The sequence below is a fragment of the Ensifer sp. CCNWLY38 genome (assembly GCF_037120565.1).
Taxonomy (GTDB): domain Bacteria; phylum Pseudomonadota; class Alphaproteobacteria; order Rhizobiales; family Rhizobiaceae; genus Ensifer; species Ensifer adhaerens_H.
The window spans coordinates 228,605-245,971 of the sequence record NZ_JBBBBO010000007.1; the positions used below are offsets into that span (position 1 = coordinate 228,605).

The window sequence follows — 17,367 nt, forward strand, 5'->3', positions numbered from 1 at the left end:
CACTCCATGAACGTCCTGTCCGTTGCGTCCGAAGTCTATCCGCTGATCAAGACCGGGGGGCTCGCCGACGTCGTCGGCGCGCTCCCGGCAGCGCTTGTGCCGCACGGCGTCAAGACCCGCACCCTGGTGCCCGGCTATCCTGCCGTGCTGCAGAAGCTGAAGAAGAAAAAGAAGGTCGGCAGTTTCGCCAACCTGTTCGGCAATCCGGCGACAATTCTGGCCGCCGAGGTCGACGGGCTCGACCTTTTGGTCCTCGACCAGGCCGCACTCTACGCGCGCGACGGCGGCCCTTACGTCGATGCGACCGGCCGCGACTATGTCGACAACTTCCGCCGCTTCGCAGCACTCTCGCTTGCGGCGGCCGAGATCGCCGGCGGCGATGTCGTTTCCGGCTGGAAGCCCGACATCGTCCACGCTCATGACTGGCAGACGGCGTTGACGCCGGTCTACATGCATTTCGGCTCTGCTGCCGCGACCCCGACGGTCATGACGATCCACAACATCGCCTTTCAGGGCCAGTTCGGCGCCTCGGTCTTCCCCGAGCTTGCGCTTCCCCCGGAAGCCTTCTCGATGCAGTTCGTCGAATACTACGGCGATGTCGGCTTCCTGAAGGGCGGCCTGCAGACCGCAGACGCCGTCACCACGGTCAGCCCGTCCTATGCACAGGAGATCCTGACGCCGGAATTCGGCATGGGCCTCGAAGGCCTGTTGAAGAGCCGCGTCGCCGATCTCTCGGGCATCGTCAACGGCATCGACGCCGATATCTGGGATCCGCAGACCGACCCGCACATCGCCCAGCATTTCAGCGCCACGACCTTGAAGCAGCGCGCCGGCAACCGGCGGGCGCTCGAAGAACGCTTCGGCCTCGAAAAGGGCAACGGTCCGATCTTCTGCGTCGTCAGCCGGCTGACCTGGCAGAAAGGCATGGACCTCGTGGCGGAAGTCGCGGACGAAATCGTCGCTATGGGTGGCAAGCTCGTCGTGCTCGGCTCCGGCGATGCGGCGCTCGAAGGCGCGCTGCTGGCGGCCGCCTCCCGCCACCGTGGCCATATCGGCATGGTCACCGGCTACAACGAGCCGCTGTCGCACCTGATGCAGGCGGGGTCCGACGCGATCCTCATCCCGTCGCGGTTTGAGCCCTGCGGGCTGACGCAGCTCTATGGCCTGCGCTACGGCTGCGTGCCGGTCGTCGCCCGGACCGGCGGGCTTGCCGATACCATCATCGACGCGAACGAGGCCGGGCTTGCGGCCAAGGTCGCCACCGGCTTCCAGTTCACGCCCGTGAACGCCGACGGGCTGCGTCTTGCGATCCGGCGCGTGCTGCGTGCATACAGCGAACCCAAGGTCTGGACGAAAATTCAGACCCAGGGCATGAAATCGGACGTTTCCTGGGCCACAAGTGCCGATCGTTACGTCTCTCTATATTCCGGTCTTCTCGGGAAAGGTTAAGTCAGCATGATAAGAACGGTTACCACAACCCCCTATGGCGACCAGAAACCTGGCACGTCGGGGCTGCGCAAGAAGGTCCCGGTCTTCCAGCAGAAGAACTACGCCGAGAACTTCATCCAGTCGATCTTCGATTCGCTCGAAGGCTTTCAGGGCGAAACCCTGGTGATCGGCGGCGACGGCCGCTACTACAACCGCGAAGTCATCCAGATCGCCATCAAGATGGCGGCGGCGAACGGTTTCGGCCGCGTGCTCGTCGGCCGTGGCGGCATTCTGTCGACGCCGGCTGCCTCCAACGTCATCCGCAAGTACAAGGCATTTGGCGGTATTGTGCTCTCGGCCAGCCACAACCCCGGCGGCCCGACCGAAGATTTCGGCATCAAGTACAATATCGGCAATGGCGGTCCGGCACCGGAAAAGGTCACCGACGCGATCTATGCCCGCAGCAAGGTGATCGACAGCTACAAGATTTCGGATGTCGCAGACATCAACCTCGATGCCGAAGGCACCCAGGAGATCGACGGCATGACGGTGACCGTCATCGATCCGGTGGCCGACTACGCCGAGCTGATGGAAAGCCTCTTCGACTTCGCAGCCATCCGCAAGCTGATCGGCGGCGGCTTCCGCGTCGTCTTCGACGCCATGAGCGCGGTGACCGGTCCCTATGCCAAGGAGATCATCGAGAAGCGTTTGGGGGCGCCGAAGGGCTCGGTGATGAACTTCATTCCGCTGCCGGACTTCGGCGGCCACCACCCGGACCCGAACCTGGTGCACGCCCGCGCGCTCTACGAGACGATGATGGCGCCCGACGCACCGGATTTCGGCGCCGCCTCCGACGGCGACGGCGACCGCAACCTCGTTATTGGTCGCGGCATCTTCATCACTCCATCCGATAGTCTTGCGATGCTTGCCGCCAACGCGCATCTGGCACCCGGCTACGCCAAGGGCCTCGCCGGCATTGCCCGTTCGATGCCGACGAGTGGTGCGGCCGACCGCGTCGCCGAGAAGCTCGGCATCGGCATCTACGAGACGCCGACCGGCTGGAAGTTCTTCGGCAACCTGCTCGACGAGGGCATGGCGACGATCTGCGGCGAGGAAAGCGCCGGCACCGGCTCCAACCATGTGCGCGAAAAGGACGGCCTCTGGGCCGTCCTGCTCTGGCTCAACATTCTCGCCGCGCGCAAGGAAAGCGCGCTCGATATCGTGCAGAACCACTGGGCGACCTACGGCCGCAACTACTATTCGCGCCATGACTACGAAGAAGTGGATAGCGATGCCGCCAACGGCCTGATCGCCAACCTGCGCGACCAGCTTGCCAGCCTGCCCGGCAAGTCCTTCGGCGCACTCAAGGTCGCGACATCAGACGACTTCGCCTACAACGACCCGGTCGATCATTCCGTCAGCAAGAACCAGGGCATCCGCATCCTGTTCGAGGGCGGCTCCCGCGTCGTCTTCCGCCTGTCGGGCACCGGCACCTCGGGCGCGACTTTGCGCGTCTACATCGAGCGCTTCGAGCCGGATGCGGCGCGCCACGACATCGAAACGCAGACAGCGCTTGCCGATCTCATCGCCGTTGCCGACGAGATCGCCGGCATCAAGACCCGCACCGGCCGCACCGAGCCGAGCGTCATCACCTGAGATACTGCACAAGGGCCGCTTCATGCGGCCCTTTTTCTGTCAACCGCCCCCCCTCTGCCCGGAAAGGCAGAGGGGGTGTTCGGGCACATCTGGAACAAGAGGGCCGACTTCATGCCGACGATCGGAAATCCACCCCTCGGTGCCACCGTCACGCCCGAGGGCACCGTGTTTTCGGTCTGGTCGCGCAACGCCGCCCGTATCGACCTCTGCCTTTTCGACAAGACCGGCTCCAGGCAATTGCGGCAGCTGCCGATGCTGCGGCACGGCGACCTGCATAGTCTCACGATCACGGATGCCCCGAAGGGAACGCGCTACGGCTTTCGCGCCGATGGCGTCTATTCCCCCGACCACGGGCTCTGGTTCGACCCCTCCAAGCTCTTGGTCGATCCCTACGCCGTCGAACTCGACCGGCCGTTCCGGCATGATCCGCGCCTGATGATTTTTGGCGAGGACACAGCTGATCTGGTGCCAAAAGCCATTGTCACCGAGGCGAAGACCGTCAAGCCGAAGGCACCGCTCTTCCGCGCTGGCGGCCTGATCTACGAGGTCGCCGTCAAGCCTTTCACCATCCTCCATCCGGATATCCCGCAGGCCAAGCGCGGCACCGTCGCAGCACTGGCCGAGCCCATCATCATCGAGCATCTCAACCGCTTGGGCGTCTCGGCCGTCGAACTGATGCCGATCGTCGCCTGGATCGACGAACGCCACCTGCCGCCCCTCGGCCTCAGGAACGGTTGGGGCTACAATCCGATCGCGCCGATGGCGCTCGATCCGCGGCTGGTGCCGGGTGGTATCAAGGAACTGCGCAAGACGGTCGAGGCGCTGCGCAAGGCCGGCATCGGCGTCATTCTCGATCTCGTCTTCAACCACTCCGGCGAAAGCGACCGCTTCGGCACCACGCTGTCGATGCGCGGCCTCGACAACCTGACCTATTATCGTCATGTCACCGATCGCCCGGGCGAGCTCATCAACGACACCGGCTGCGGCAACACGATTGCCTGCGACAATCCGGTGGTCGAGGCGCTGATCCTCGACAGCCTGCGCCATTTCGTGCATGCCGCCGGCGTTGACGGCTTCCGCTTCGACCTCGCTTCGATCCTCGGCCGCGACATGGGCGGCTTTCATCGCGATGCGCGGCTCTTCCAGGCGATCTCGGCCGATCCGCTGCTTGCCGACCGCGTGCTGATCGCCGAACCCTGGGACATCGGCCCGGGCGGCTACCAGCTCGGCAACTTCCCCTCCCCCTTTCTCGAATGGAACGACCGCGCCCGCGACGACATGCGCATCTACTGGCGGGGCGACCGCCATGCGATCGGCGCGCTGGCGACGGCGCTCGCCGGCTCGTCGGGCAGCTTTGCCCGCTGGGGCGAGAGCGGGACGCGCACGGTCAACTTCATCGCCGCCCATGACGGCTTCACGCTTGCCGACCTCGTTTCCTACGCCGGCAAGCACAACGAGGCGAACGGCGAAGAGAACCGCGACGGCCACAACGAGAACCATTCCTGGAACAATGGTGCGGAAGGACCGACAACCGATCCGGAAATCCTGACGGCCCGCCGCCATGACGTGATGGCGCTCATCGGCATGCTGTTTTCCTCCCGCGGGACGATCATGCTGACCGCGGGTGACGAAGGCGGCCGGAGCCAGAATGGGAACAACAACGCCTATTGCCAGGACAACGCCATCACCTGGCTCGACTGGACAGCGATGGACGACGAGATCGTCGCCCACACAGCGGCGTTGTCGGCGATACGCCGACGCTTCGACGTGTTTGACCAAACGGCATTCCTGACCGGGAATGGCGATGTCGAATGGCGGCGCCTCGACGGGCAACCGATGACGACAGGCGACTGGGAGCATCCGGCGACGGACAATCTGATGATGGTGCTCGCCACCCATGACCGCGCGCAGAAGCGGGCGACGCGCCTTGCCGTCGTCATCAACCGCAGCCACGCGCCCCACCCCGTCAGGCTTCCTGACAGCATCGACGGAAAGTGGCAGACCGTGCTGACAGGACCTGCCGTTTCAGACCATGTCGCGCCGCGCTCGGTTACCTTCCTTGTCGAAGTTTTCTAAAGCTTTTCCACCGCTTGCAGGTTGCACCGGGCCGGCCTATAGATCGTTCGGGGGGCTTGTTTCGGGGCGTTCACATGCTTGAGGACATTTCACTTTCTGAGATCAAGGTACTGGTCGGCAAAGAGGTCGGCGTTTCCGACTGGATCACGGTCACTCAGGAAACGATCAACAAGTTCGCCGAAGCGACCAGCGACTACCAGTATATCCACGTCGATCCGGTGCGCGCCGCCGCAGAAACGCCCTTTGGCGGCACGATTGCGCACGGGTTCCTGTCGCTCTCGCTGCTCTCGGCAATGAACTACAATTGCCTGCCGAAGATCCGCGAGCAGACCATGGGCATCAATTACGGCTTCGAAAAAGTGCGCTTCATCGCTCCGGTGAAGAGCGGCGCCAAGGTGCGCGGCCACTTCGTGATGGCCGATGCCCGCTTCCGCGGCGCCAGCATGCTGATGATCACCTATGACGTCAGCGTCGAAATCGAAGGCGAACGCAAGCCGGCGCTGACGGCGACGTGGCAGACGATCATCCAGTTCGATCCCAAGGATCGCCCCGCCGACGCTTGAGGCGGCATGGCCCGGGCGTCCTGCCAGCACAATCAGAGCGGACAATTTTCAGACGGTCTGAGAAAGCCGGGAAGCTCTTGCGGGCACGTCCCGGCTTTTTCATTCAATGGCCGGCGTCGGCAGCACCTTCGGACAGCAGCCCGAAAACGAAGGGCGAGAACGACCGCCAGCACTCGACCCGGAACTGGTCCTCGCCCGTGCGGAAGAGGATGATCTCCGCCTTGCCGAAGATCGTGCGCGAGCAGGCGCCGACCGGGAAGATCGGCAGCGACAGGTCCTGCGGGCAGCCGCTGTTGATCGCCACGCCAGCACCCGCGCCGCTGACGATGACGGCGACATTGCGGTGCGAAATGTCGACCGCCGAGTGCAGCGTGCCGCTCGAGGCAGCCGCCGCCATCAGGTCGGCCTCGCCTTCATCGAACACCAGCCACTCGTCCGGACCGATCCAAAGCGCATGGCGCTGACCTGACGAGGCCGAGGTCTTCGGCCGCGTCGGCAGGGTGACGCCGAGCGCTGCGGAGAGCGCCGGCAGTGCGTCGGTGTCGGCGCGCAACGAGATGCGCGTCGCTGCCGGTGCCGGCGTCAGGATCGCCTCGGCCGAGCCGCCGCGCGAGGTGAGCGCCGCTTTGCGGCTTGCAATTGCCTGATCAACCATGGAGGCGACCCCCTTCCTTGTCAAAGAACACCATGTCGCTCACTTCGACGGCAATGGTGCGATCGGCCATCGGCACGTAGAGTGTCTGGCCGAGGCGCTCGCGGCCGCCGGCAACCATGGCCAGCGCAATCGAGCGGCCGCAGTTTTCCGACCAGTAGGACGACGTCACGTGGCCAAGCATGGTCATCGGCTTTGGCTGGTTCGGATCGGCGACGATCTGCGCGCCCTCCTCCAGCACCACCTTCGGATCCTTGGTGAGCAGGCCGACGAGCTGTTTGCGGCCGTCCTTGACGAGGTCCGGGCGCTTCAGGCCGCGGATGCCGACGAAGTCGGGCTTCTTCTTCGACACCGCCCAGGAGAGGCCGGCATCGTCGGGCGTCAGCGTACCGTCGGTATCCTGGCCGACGATAATGTAGCCTTTTTCGGCGCGCAGCACGTGCATGGTTTCGGTGCCGTAGGCGCAGGCGCCCATCGGCTCGGCCCGCGCCCAGATCGCTTCCCAGACCGCCTGGCCGTAATCGGCCGGTACGTTGACTTCGAAGCCGAGCTCGCCCGTGAACGACATGCGGAAGAGCCGAGTCGGGACGCCGCAGATCTTGCCTTCGGCAACGCTCATATGCGGGAAGGCCTCGTTAGAAAGATCGATGCCTTCGACCAGCGGTGCGATGATCTCACGCGCCTTCGGCCCCTGGACAGCGATGACGGCCCACTGTTCCGTCGTCGAGGTCAGCCACACCTTCAGATGCGGGAACTCGGTCTGCAGATAGTCTTCCATGTGGTTCATGACGCGCGGCGCACCGCCGGTCGTCGTGGTCACGTGGAAGCGGTCCTCGGCAAGCCTGCCGACCACACCGTCGTCATAGACGAAACCGTCGTCGCGCAGCATGATGCCGTAGCGGCAGCGGCCCGGCTTCAGGTTGTCCCAGGCATTGGTGTACATGAGATTGAGGAACTGGGCCGCATCCGGGCCGACGACCTCGATCTTGCCGAGCGTCGAGGCATCGAAGACACCAGCGACGTCACGGACCGTCTTGCACTCGCGCGCAACGGCCTCGTGCATGTCTTCGCCGGCGCGCGGATAGAACCAGGCGCGCTTCCAGTTGCCGACGTCCTCGAATTCGGCGCCATGCGCCTCCTCCCAGGCATGGATGGGCGTCTTGCGCGCCGGATCGAACAGGGGCCCACGCGAATGGTTGACGATCGCGCCAAAGGTCACCGGCGTATAGGGCTGGCGGAAGGTGGTGAGGCCCACCTGAGGGATATCCTTGCCGAGCGCCTCTGCGGCGATGGCCAGACCATGCATGTTGGACAGCTTGCCCTGGTCGGACGCCATGCCGTTGGTGGTGAAGCGCTTGATGTGCTCGATCGAGTGCATGCCTTCGCGCACCGCCAGGCGGATGTCCTTGGCGCAGACGTCGTGCTGGAAGTCGATGAAGGCCTTGACCGTCGTGTCCGGCCCGGCGCCTTCGGCAGCGCCGATCATGCCGCCGGTCCAGCCGAAGCGGTTTTCACCCGACAGAGCCACCTGTGCTCCGCCTTCGGCACCGGCGGCCCGCGCGGTCAGTTCGCCTGCGGCGAGCGCTTCGTCGATCGTCGCCTGCAGGTCGTCGGTGCCGTTGCAGGCGCCGATCGACAGGCAATCCTGCAGATAGGTGCCGGGCAGGAAGCGCTGCGTTGCCGCATCGAACTTCACCTTGCCGCGCGACTGCGAGAACAGATGCACCGACGGCGTCCAGCCGGCCGAGACCAGCAGGGCGTCGACGGCGATCTTGCGCGCCGAACCGCCGCCATTGCGGGCGACGCTGATCGAGTTCACACGCAGCTTGCCGCCGGCCTTGATCACCGAATGTCCGGTCAACACTTCGATACCGAGCTTGCGCGCTTCGGCAAGCACCGCCTCGCCCGGGTTTTCGCGGCAATCGACGATGGCCGCCACGGTAACGCCGGCGCGCTTCAGGTCGAAGGCGGCCTCATAGGCCGAGTCATGCGCAGTGTAGACGCCAACCTTCGAGCCGACGGCGACGCCGAAGTGGTTGAGATAGGTGCGGCCGGCCGAAGCGAGCATGATGCCCGGACGGTCGTTGTTGGCAAACACCATGTGGCGCTCGATCTGGCCGTTGGCGAGAATCACCTTCTTGGCGCGCACCTGCCACAGCCGCTCGCGCGGCAGCGACTTGTCGAGCGCCGCGAGGTGATCGGTCACCCGTTCGACGAGGCCGACGAAGTTGTGATTGTAGTAGCCGAAACCGGTGGTGCGGGTGAGCAGCGTGATATTGTCCATGGCGGCAAGCGCCTTGGCTGTCTCCTGCGCCCAGTCCCAGCCGTCCTTGCCATCGATCGTCGTGCCGTTTTCATAACGAAGCGCACCACCGACTTCCGGCTGTTCATCGCAGATGATCACCTTGGCGCCGGCCTTGGCGGCGGCAAGTGCAGCCGAGAGGCCGGCAACACCCGCACCGATGACGAGCACGTCGCAATGGGCGTAGCGGCTGGCATAGTGGTCCGGATCAGCTTCCGTCGGTGCAACGCCGAGGCCGGCAGCACGGCGGATGAAGGGTTCATAGATCGCGTGCCAGGCGGCCTTTGGCCACATGAAGGTCTTGTAGTAGAAGCCGGCGGCGAAGAACGGCGACAGGAGGTCGTTGAAACCGCCGACGTCGAAGGCGAGCGACGGCCAGCGGTTCTGCGATTCCACCTTCATGCCGTCGAAGACTTCCTGCACCGTGGCGCGCACGTTCGGCTGGCGGCGGGCGGCATCACGCGACACGTCGATGAGCGCGTTCGGCTCCTCGGCGCCAGCCGAGAGAATGCCGCGCGGGCGGTGGTACTTGAACGAACGGCCGACGAGATGGATACCGTTGGCAAGCAGTGCCGAGGCGACGGTGTCGCCCTCGAGCGCCGTCAGCGTGCGGCCGTCGAAGGTGAAGCGCGCGGTGCGGGCCGGTGTCAGGCGGCCGACGCCTGGAATGCGATTGGCACCCATCATTTCGCGGCTCCCTTGTCCTGCTCGCTCTGAAGAATGGCTGATATGTCAGGCTTCGGCTCGCCAGCCTTGTAGGTGGTGTAGAAGCGGTCGCTGACCGTGTCGCGGGCGGCGTTGAAGAAACGGCCGCAGCCATGAATATGGCGCCAACGCTCGAAGATCAGACCCTTCGGGTTCTGACGCAGGAAGAAATACTCCTCGAATTCCTCGTCGGTGATGTCCGCGATGTTGGTCGGGCGGGCGATATGGGCGTCGCCGGCACCGCGGAATTCGAGCTCGGAGCGCTCTTCCTCGCAATAGGGGCAGTAGATCAGAAGCATCTCGAAATCCTCAGTGCGCAACGGCGGCGGCAGCCGCCTCGTCGATGAGCCGCCCGGTGCGGAACCGCTCCAGCGTCAGCCCGGCGGCGAGACGGTGCGGCTCGCCCTTGGCGATCAGATGGGCGAAGAGATTGGCCGAGCCCGGCGTCGCCTTGAAGCCGCCCGTCCCCCAGCCGGCATTCAGGAACAGGCCCGGAACTGGGGTCACGCCCTGGATCGGGGAGCGGTCCTGGGTGACGTCGACGATGCCGCCCCACTGCCGCATCATCTTGACGCGGCGGAACATCGGGAAGAGTTCGCAGATCGCATCCAGCGTGTGTGTGATGATCTGCAGACCGCCGGTCTGCGAGTAGGAATTGTACTGGTCGGTGCCGGCGCCGATGACGAACTCGCCCTTGTCGGACTGCGAGATATAGGCATGCACCGAGTTCGACATGACGACGCAGGGGAAGATCGGCTTCAGCGGCTCGGAGACCAGCGCCTGCAGCGGCTGGCTCTGCAGCGGCACACGCACGTCGGCCATCTGCATCAGCACCGAGGAATGGCCGGCGGCGGAAACGCCGATCTTCTTGGCGCCGATGAAGCCGCGATTGGTGTCGACGCCGGTCACCCGGCCGCTCTCGTCACGACGGATGCCGGTGACTTCGCAGTTCTGGATGATGTGCACGCCACGGTCGGAGGCGCCACGGGCATAGCCCCAGGCAACCGCGTCGTGCCGGGCGGTGCCGCCACGGCGCTGAAGGGCTGCGCCATTGATCGGATAGCGCGCGGTCTTGGCGATATCGAGCGGCGGACAATAGGCCTTGGCCTGTTCCGGCGTCAGCCATTCATTGTCGATGCCGTAGAGGCGATTGGCATTGATATGGCGCTTGAACGACTGCTGGTCGTGGATGTTGTGCGACAGCATCATGACGCCGCGCGGCGAATACATGACGTTGTAGTTCAGATCCTGCGACAGGTTTTCCCAGAGCTTCAGCGAATGCTCGTAGATGTCCATGCTCTCTTCATAGAGATAGTTGGACCGGATGATCGTGGTGTTGCGGCCGGTATTGCCGCCGCCGATCCAACCCTTTTCCAGCACCGCGACATTGGTGATGCCGTGTTCCTTGGCGAGGTAATAGGCCGCACCGAGGCCATGGCCACCGCCGCCGATGATGATGACGTCATACTCCTTGCGCGGCTCCGGCGACGCCCATTGCGGGGCCCACCCCTTGTGGCCGCGCAACGCCTCGCGCGCCACGGCGAAAACTGAATATTTGCGCATCGGCCTCACTCCATGAACCCCGTTCTCATTGGCGTTAGAAATCGCAAATCCGACGCCTGCGCAACGTTTCTTTTGCGACGCAATTGCGTGGACTTGCGCGCAGTTGCGACATGGTCGCCGATCGGTTACTTCCGGGGCGGGAAAAGGTGCCGCCCCCGCATCCCAGGATTTTTCAGCGCTTCCTCATGTCGTCGCTGGACTTTCGCCTGATGATCTGGTATCCGCTCCTCTAATCGTAAAGCTTCCAGCTTAGCGAATGACATTCTTTTGCCTCCGGCACCTGACGGAGCTGCAAACAACTCGAACCAAGGAACGGGATTCACGTGCAGGTACTTGTCCGCGACAACAATGTTGATCAGGCGCTCCGCGCTCTCAAGAAGAAGATGCAGCGCGAAGGCATTTTCCGCGAAATGAAGATGCGTGATTTCTACGAAAAGCCGTCCCAGAAGCGCGCCCGCGAAAAGGCTGAAGCCGTTCGCCGCGTCCGCAAGCTGGCACGCAAGCGTGCACAGCGCGAAGGCCTCCTGGCCCGCTGATTTGTCGTTTTTTCGACGCTTTCCGATGTAAGTCGTGGCGGGGGCGAAATATCGCCACCGCCTTTTTTTGGTATGGACATCTTTTCCGCCGACAGGCTAGCGTGAACGACGCTGCCGGTGACGGATGGCCGGCCGGATCGTATGACCGGACGGCTTGCCGAGGCACGATGAAGCCCGGCTGCGGAGCCCGCGGGGAGTTTCAGCGGCTCTACTGCATAGTTCCTTAAATCGGGTTCGATTTAAGGGCAGAATTATGCAGAAACTCAACGTGTTACAGCGATCTTGGCGCGTCATGAAGACACGCGGCGCTGTAGGAACGGAAGCCGATAGCTTTCGAGACCTTGTCGATTTGAGGGATCAACCTTTGACACTTGCTGCCATGACTGCGGACGTCTCCGGTTTTACTGTCCATGAGGCGTCTCGCCGCCACCAGCGCAAGCCGACGCTTGCCGCCATGCTGCTCCTTGGTTCGGCCCTTCTTCTCGCAGGCTGCACGACCGACGGCCCGGACTCGATGACCAACAAGGTCGAGCGCGAACAGGGCTCGCAGGAAAACATCGCCTCGCTCTCGAGCGTCATCGCCTCGAACCCGAGCGACCCGGAAGGCTACAATGTCCGCGGCTCGGCCTATGGCCGCGCCGGTGAGTACCGCCGGGCCATTGCCGATTTCGACCAGGCGATCCAGCTGAACCCGCGCTTCTATCAGGCCTATGCCAACCGGGCGCTGGTTCACCGCAACATGGGCAACACCCAGGCCGCACTTGCCGACTACAACATGGCGCTGCAGCTCAACGCCAACTACGACGTCGCCTATATCGGCCGCGGCAACCTCTATCGGCAGGCCGGCCAGCTCGATTCCGCCTTCAACGATTTCAACAAGGCGATCCAGCTCGACACGACCGATCCCCGCGCCTATCACAATCGCGGCCTGATCTACCAGGCGCGCAACCAGCACGGTCAGGCGATCGAAGACTTCTCGACCGCGATCTCGCTGTCGCCGAGCTCGCCCGAGCCCTATAACGGCCGCGGCATTTCCTATGTCGCCCAGGGCGACGATGACAACGCCTTCTCCGACTTCAACACTGCGATCAACCTCAATGGCAAGGTCGCCGAATCCTGGGCCAACCAGGCGCTGATCTACGAGCGCAAGGGCGACAAGGCCAAGGCCTCGAAGTCCTATTCGCACGCCTTGCAGCTCGACCCGAAATACGAGCCGGCGCGCGCCGGCCTTGCCCGCGTCAAGGCTTCGTAAGTCCTTCCCCTATCATGTTCCTCGAAACGCCCGCGACACTTCGCGGGCGTTTTCGTTTGTGCCGGTTGCCATCCTGCCCTTTCCGCCAAAGCGGAACCTTCCCGGCCATCATCCGTTTGCCAGAGGCGTCACTGCCTGTGTCCTCGGATCGGCTCCGATCCAAGGGCAAGACATGCAGTTATTCGAAGTACTACCGCGACCCATGCGCCCCAAGGGACGCGCGGCGCAGTAAGAACGGAGACCAAGCCATGATCAAACGAACCCTCGTCACCGCGCTGGCACTGGCCGCGCTTGCCACCGGTCCGGCCGCTGCGCAGAACTATGTCGCACTCGGCCGCCTCGTCTGCGGTTCGGAAGGCGGCATCGGCATGATCGTGACCTCGACGAAGAACCTGATGTGCACGTTCACGCCCACCAATGGCGGACCGAAAGCCGTCTATGCCGGCACGATCCGCAAGATCGGAATCGACATCGGCAAGACAGGCAAAAGCACGATGGTCTGGGACGTCTTTGCCAAGACCGGAACGCCGGTCAGCAAATTCGCGCTTGCCGGCGAATATTACGGCGTCGGCGCCGATGCGAGCCTCGCGGTCGGCGGCGGCGCCAAGGTGATCGGCGGCGGTACCAACAAGGCCTTCATGCTGCAGCCGGTCAACGTTCAGGTCCAGGAAGGACTGAACGTCGCGGTCGGCATCGACGAACTGACGCTGGCACCAGCCGGCTAGATCGGCCTCGAAGACGCACGATGCCTTGTTGCGGAAAGCGTCGCATGCCCCAATGCCTTCCAACGCAAAACGCCCGCCGAAAGGCGGGCGTCTCTTCGTCGATCGATGCGAGCAGCGTTAAGCGTGCAGCGCCTTGACGATATCTTCCGTCACCTTCTTGGCGTCGCCGAGCAGCATCATCGTGCCGTCCTTGTAGAACAGCGTGTTGTCGATGCCAGCATAGCCGGAGCCGAGCGAGCGCTTGACGAACAGGCAGGTCTTGGCCTTGTCGACATCGAGGATCGGCATGCCGTAGATCGGCGACGACGGGTCGTCGCGCGCGGCCGGGTTGGTGACGTCGTTGGCGCCGATGACATAGGCGACATCCGCCTGGGCGAACTCCGAGTTGATGTCTTCAAGCTCGAACACCTCGTCGTAGGGCACGTTCGCTTCCGCGAGCAGCACGTTCATATGACCAGGCATACGGCCGGCAACGGGGTGGATCGCGTATTTCACGTCGACGCCTGCAGCCTTCAGCTGGTCGCCGAGTTCGCGCAGCGCATGCTGTGCCTGGGCAACGGCCATGCCGTAGCCCGGCACGATGATCACCTTGGAGGCATTCGACATCAGGAACGCCGCATCGTCGGCCGCGCCCTGCTTGACGGTGCGCTGGACGCCGTCGTCGGCGACTGCTGCCGCCGCCTCGCCGCCAAAGCCGCCGAGGATGACCGAGATGAACGACCGGTTCATGCCCTTGCACATGATGTAGGACAGGATCGCACCGGATGAACCGACCAGCGCACCGGTGATGATCAGCGCCAGGTTGCCGAGCGTGAAGCCGATGCCGGCCGCGGCCCAACCCGAATAGGAGTTGAGCATCGACACGACCACCGGCATGTCGGCGCCGCCGATCGGAATGATGATCAAGACGCCGAGCGCCAGCGACAGTGCGACGATCAGCCAGAACACGGTGGTGCTCTGCGTAAAGACCAGCATGATCACCAGGACGACGAGCGCTATCGCCAGGCCGGCATTGACGAAGTGACGGCCGGTCAAAAGGATCGGCTTGCCCGACATGCGACCGTCGAGCTTGAGGAAGGCGATGACCGAACCGGTAAAGGTGATCGCGCCGATGGCAACACCGAGCGACATTTCGACCAGCGCCTGGGCGTGGATGTCGCCGAGCGTGCCGATGCCGAAGCTTTCCGGCGCGTACATGGCGGCAGCCGCCACCATGACGGCGGCAAGACCGACCAGCGAGTGGAAGGCCGCGACGAGCTGCGGCATCGAGGTCATGGCGATCCGGCGCGCAATCACCGCGCCGACGCCGCCGCCGATGGCAAGGCCAAGCACGATCAGCATCAGGCCGCCGAAGCTCGGCTTGGCGAGCAGCAGCGTCGTGACGATGGCGATGCCCATGCCGACCATGCCGTAGGTATTGCCCTTGCGGCTAGTGGCCGGATGCGACAGGCCTCGGAGCGCCGTGATGAAGAGCACGCCCGAGACGAGATAGAGGAAGGCTGCGAAGTTAGCGTTCATCGGGCCGGCCTCACTTGTCTTTTTTCTTGTACATGGCGAGCATGCGCTGGGTGACGAGGAAGCCGCCGAAGATGTTCACGGAGGCAAGCACCAGCGCCACGAAGCCGAAGCCCGTAGCAAGCCCCGAGGCCGAGATGCCGACGGCGAGCAGCGCACCGACGACGATGACCGAGGAGATCGCGTTGGTGACCGCCATCAGCGGCGTGTGCAGTGCCGGCGTCACCGACCAGACCACGTAGTAGCCGACGAAGATCGCCAGCACGAAGATCGCCAGGCGAAAGACGAAGGGATCGATCGCACCGCCGGTGGCGCCATGGGCGACAGCGCCGGCCGCGTCCGGCACATATTCAGCCGCCGTGCGGACCGCTTCCATCGCCCGGTCGAGATCGGCGAGCGCCTTGTCGAGAAGTTCATTCGCCATCACTTGTCCCCCTTGCTGGCGCCGAAGTTCGGATGCACGACCTCACCGCCATGGGTGAGCGCCGTCGCCTTGACGAGCTCGTCCTCCATGTTGAGCGCGAGCGCCTTGGTTTCCTTGGGCACCATCGTTTCCAGGAAGGTGACGAGGTTCTTGGCGTAGAGACCGGACGCGGAAGCCGCGATGCGGCCCGGCACGTTGAGATGGCCAATGACCTTGACGCCCTCGACTTGCGTGACCTTGCCGGCCTCAGCACCCTCGACATTGCCGCCGCGTTCGACCGCAAGATCAACCGCGATCGAACCGGGTTTCATGCTTTTCAGCATGTCCCGGGTAACGAGCCGCGGCGCCGGACGGCCGGGGATGAGTGCAGTGGTGATGACGATGTCCTGCTTGGCGATATGCTCGGCAACGAGTGCGGCCTGCTTGGCCTGATACTCCTTGGACATTTCCTTGGCGTAGCCGCCAGCCGTTTCAGCCGCCTTGAATTCCTCGTCCTCGACAGCAATGAACTTGGCGCCGAGCGAGGCGACCTGTTCCTTGGCTGCCGGACGCACGTCCGTCGCCGAGACCACTGCACCGAGACGGCGGGCCGTCGCGATTGCCTGCAGGCCGGCAACGCCCGCGCCCATGACGAAGACCTTGGCGGCAGGAACCGTGCCGGCCGCCGTCATCATCATCGGCAGCGCCCGGTCATATTCGCAGGCTGCGTCGATCACGGCCTGATAACCGGCGAGGTTCGCCTGGCTCGACAGCACGTCCATCGACTGCGCACGGGTGATGCGCGGCATCAGCTCCATCGCAAAGGCGGTAAGCCCGGCCTTGGCCATCTCGGCGATTGCCGCCTCGTTGCCATAGGGATCCATGATGGCAATGACGATAGCGCCCGACTTGTAGCCGCCGATTTCGGCAGTCGTCGGCCGGCGCACTTTCAGCACGACATCCGCCGTCTTGGCGTCGGCGATCGTCCCGATCCGGGCCCCGACCTTCTCGAATTCAGTGTCCGGTACGCGCGACAAAAACCCGGCGCCCGCCTCGATGACGACGTCGAAGCCGAGGCTTTTCAGTTTCTTCACTGTGTCCGGTGATGCGGCAACGCGACCCTCGTTCGGGTCCGTTTCCTTGGCGACAAAGACAATCTCGCTCACAAATCCCCCTCCTTGGCCGCAATCGAGCCAAGGCCGGAATGCGGGCATTCTCTCCGACTGCAAAGCGTGCGGCCAATTGAGCCTGCACGCCCCCATATGCCAAGCACTGGGGTGCCAGGCACATATATTCTGGAAACAGACACCCCAGGTGTTCGAACCGCGCGCGGTCCGGCGCCGATCGACGCCGAGTCGTGCTCGGCATCGCGGGTCTGCATTCCACTCCCCCTCACGCAGTGAGGAAACACGTCCCGTTGCAGTGAATGCCCCGGGGCGTGGAGATCTTTACGTTCTAGCACGCAGCGTCGACGCCTCCAGTCGACGGCATGCACCTTCGTCCGGGCTCGCGCCCGGTTGCCGAGGAAACGTCAAGCCCCTCGACAATCGGTCCGATGACGCTGATTAGCGCAGGAAGAAGAAACCTGCGACGTTGAGCAGAACGAAGAGCACGAGCGAGGAGAAGAAGCCCATCGTCGTGAAGAATGCGGCTGCCATAGCAATCAGCAGCGCCACGCAAAACAGCGTGCCGTACTTCGATGCGCTCAGGAACATGAGATAGGTCTTCTCGTGCTCCGGATAATCCATCGAAGCGCCCACATCGACCGGTCCAGAATGATGCTCAGCCATCGTTCATATTCTCCCTGAATGCCACGACGCGACCTTTGATCGCCGCCGCTCCTAATCGAAGCATGGCTCCCGCGAAAAGTCGCGAAAACCCTTATAGCTGCCCTTACACAATGCTTAGGCCGGGTGCAACGAAAACCCGTCCTTTAGCAGTACCTGATGGGGCGATATGTCGCGGCCGGCAGCAAGGGTGGCGCGCACGGG

The 17,367-nt window shown here is 63.8% G+C and carries 15 protein-coding genes; 7 read left to right on the forward strand and 8 right to left on the reverse strand.

The genetic code is table 11. The annotated features are described in order from the left end of the window. Positions 1–6: 6 nt before the first annotated feature. The 4 genes from glgA to V7S54_RS17105 all read left to right on the forward strand — a co-directional run bounded on the left by glgA (position 7) and on the right by V7S54_RS17105 (position 5,723). On the forward strand, positions 7–1,449 hold the full coding sequence (gene glgA / locus V7S54_RS17090) for a glycogen synthase GlgA (protein WP_065375380.1): 1,443 nt from the start codon (positions 7–9) through the stop codon (positions 1,447–1,449). A gap of 6 nt (positions 1,450–1,455) precedes the next feature. Continuing rightward, positions 1,456–3,084, forward strand: a complete 1,629-nt coding sequence (locus tag V7S54_RS17095; RefSeq protein ID WP_065375381.1) for an alpha-D-glucose phosphate-specific phosphoglucomutase — start codon at positions 1,456–1,458, stop codon at positions 3,082–3,084. Positions 3,085–3,195: 111 nt separating this feature from the next. After that, on the forward strand, positions 3,196–5,160 hold the full coding sequence (gene glgX, locus V7S54_RS17100) for a glycogen debranching protein GlgX (protein WP_065375482.1): 1,965 nt from the start codon (positions 3,196–3,198) through the stop codon (positions 5,158–5,160). Between the two features lie 74 nt (positions 5,161–5,234). After that, the gene (locus tag V7S54_RS17105; protein ID WP_065375382.1) at positions 5,235–5,723 is read left to right on the forward strand and encodes a MaoC family dehydratase; all 489 of its coding nucleotides are present in this window, start codon (positions 5,235–5,237) and stop codon (positions 5,721–5,723) included. Between the two features lie 103 nt (positions 5,724–5,826). Here the strand turns inward: V7S54_RS17105 and soxG are convergent, their stop codons facing one another. From soxG to V7S54_RS17125, 4 genes are read right to left on the reverse strand one after another with little or no spacing between them, the layout of a single operon-like run. Continuing rightward, the gene (soxG, locus tag V7S54_RS17110; protein WP_065375383.1) at positions 5,827–6,378 is read right to left on the reverse strand and encodes a sarcosine oxidase subunit gamma family protein; all 552 of its coding nucleotides are present in this window, start codon (positions 6,376–6,378) and stop codon (positions 5,827–5,829) included. Continuing rightward, complete coding sequence (locus V7S54_RS17115) at positions 6,371–9,364, reverse strand: sarcosine oxidase subunit alpha (RefSeq protein ID WP_065375384.1); 2,994 nt, start codon at positions 9,362–9,364, stop codon at positions 6,371–6,373. The genes soxG and V7S54_RS17115 overlap by 8 nt, the downstream gene beginning before the upstream one ends. After that, on the reverse strand, positions 9,361–9,681 hold the full coding sequence (locus V7S54_RS17120; RefSeq protein WP_065375385.1) for a sarcosine oxidase subunit delta: 321 nt from the start codon (positions 9,679–9,681) through the stop codon (positions 9,361–9,363). Before V7S54_RS17120 ends, V7S54_RS17115 begins: the two co-directional genes overlap by 4 nt. A 10-nt stretch (positions 9,682–9,691) precedes the next feature. Further along, on the reverse strand, positions 9,692–10,945 hold the full coding sequence (locus V7S54_RS17125) for a sarcosine oxidase subunit beta family protein (RefSeq protein WP_065375386.1): 1,254 nt from the start codon (positions 10,943–10,945) through the stop codon (positions 9,692–9,694). A gap of 323 nt (positions 10,946–11,268) precedes the next feature. Here V7S54_RS17125 and rpsU point away from each other — a divergent pair, with 323 nt between their 5' ends. The 3 genes from rpsU (at position 11,269) to V7S54_RS17140 (ending at position 13,458) form a co-directional block, all read left to right on the forward strand. Continuing rightward, complete coding sequence (rpsU, locus tag V7S54_RS17130) at positions 11,269–11,481, forward strand: 30S ribosomal protein S21 (RefSeq protein ID WP_012709405.1); 213 nt, start codon at positions 11,269–11,271, stop codon at positions 11,479–11,481. Positions 11,482–11,845: 364 nt separating this feature from the next. Next, positions 11,846–12,733 carry a tetratricopeptide repeat protein gene (locus V7S54_RS17135; protein ID WP_065375387.1) on the forward strand — a complete coding sequence of 296 codons (888 nt, stop codon included), beginning with the start codon at positions 11,846–11,848 and terminating at the stop codon, positions 12,731–12,733. A gap of 248 nt (positions 12,734–12,981) precedes the next feature. Next, complete coding sequence (locus V7S54_RS17140; RefSeq protein ID WP_065375388.1) at positions 12,982–13,458, forward strand: DUF992 domain-containing protein; 477 nt, start codon at positions 12,982–12,984, stop codon at positions 13,456–13,458. 117 nt (positions 13,459–13,575) lie between these two features. Here the strand turns inward: V7S54_RS17140 and V7S54_RS17145 are convergent, their stop codons facing one another. The 4 genes from V7S54_RS17145 to V7S54_RS17160 all read right to left on the reverse strand — a co-directional run bounded on the left by V7S54_RS17145 (position 13,576) and on the right by V7S54_RS17160 (position 17,166). Continuing rightward, a complete protein-coding gene (locus tag V7S54_RS17145; protein ID WP_065375389.1) occupies positions 13,576–14,976 on the reverse strand; it encodes an NAD(P)(+) transhydrogenase (Re/Si-specific) subunit beta in 1,401 nt (466 codons plus the stop codon). Positions 14,977–14,986: 10 nt separating this feature from the next. Further along, positions 14,987–15,397 carry an NAD(P) transhydrogenase subunit alpha gene (locus tag V7S54_RS17150; protein WP_065375390.1) on the reverse strand — a complete coding sequence of 137 codons (411 nt, stop codon included), beginning with the start codon at positions 15,395–15,397 and terminating at the stop codon, positions 14,987–14,989. Next, positions 15,397–16,542 (reverse strand): Re/Si-specific NAD(P)(+) transhydrogenase subunit alpha, encoded by a 1,146-nt coding sequence (locus tag V7S54_RS17155; RefSeq protein WP_065375391.1) that lies wholly within the window; start codon positions 16,540–16,542, stop codon positions 15,397–15,399. Before V7S54_RS17155 ends, V7S54_RS17150 begins: the two co-directional genes overlap by 1 nt. Positions 16,543–16,941: 399 nt before the next feature. Continuing rightward, on the reverse strand, positions 16,942–17,166 hold the full coding sequence (locus V7S54_RS17160; RefSeq protein ID WP_065375392.1) for an aa3-type cytochrome c oxidase subunit IV: 225 nt from the start codon (positions 17,164–17,166) through the stop codon (positions 16,942–16,944). Positions 17,167–17,367 lie beyond the last annotated feature (201 nt).

Bases quoted from the DNA above. Each gene is read 5' to 3' on its own strand.
- glgA (WP_065375380.1), top strand. From the start codon at position 7: ATGAACGTCCTGTCCGTTGCGTCCGAAGTCTATCCGCTGATCAAGACC.
- V7S54_RS17095 (WP_065375381.1), top strand. From the start codon at position 1,456: ATGATAAGAACGGTTACCACAACCCCCTATGGCGACCAGAAACCTGGC.
- glgX (WP_065375482.1), top strand. From the start codon at position 3,196: ATGCCGACGATCGGAAATCCACCCCTCGGTGCCACCGTCACGCCCGAG.
- V7S54_RS17105 (WP_065375382.1), top strand. From the start codon at position 5,235: ATGCTTGAGGACATTTCACTTTCTGAGATCAAGGTACTGGTCGGCAAA.
- soxG (WP_065375383.1), bottom strand. From the start codon at position 6,378: ATGGTTGATCAGGCAATTGCAAGCCGCAAAGCGGCGCTCACCTCGCGC.
- V7S54_RS17115 (WP_065375384.1), bottom strand. From the start codon at position 9,364: ATGATGGGTGCCAATCGCATTCCAGGCGTCGGCCGCCTGACACCGGCC.
- V7S54_RS17120 (WP_065375385.1), bottom strand. From the start codon at position 9,681: ATGCTTCTGATCTACTGCCCCTATTGCGAGGAAGAGCGCTCCGAGCTC.
- V7S54_RS17125 (WP_065375386.1), bottom strand. From the start codon at position 10,945: ATGCGCAAATATTCAGTTTTCGCCGTGGCGCGCGAGGCGTTGCGCGGC.
- V7S54_RS17140 (WP_065375388.1), top strand. From the start codon at position 12,982: ATGATCAAACGAACCCTCGTCACCGCGCTGGCACTGGCCGCGCTTGCC.
- V7S54_RS17145 (WP_065375389.1), bottom strand. From the start codon at position 14,976: ATGAACGCTAACTTCGCAGCCTTCCTCTATCTCGTCTCGGGCGTGCTC.
- V7S54_RS17150 (WP_065375390.1), bottom strand. From the start codon at position 15,397: ATGGCGAATGAACTTCTCGACAAGGCGCTCGCCGATCTCGACCGGGCG.
- V7S54_RS17160 (WP_065375392.1), bottom strand. From the start codon at position 17,166: ATGGCTGAGCATCATTCTGGACCGGTCGATGTGGGCGCTTCGATGGAT.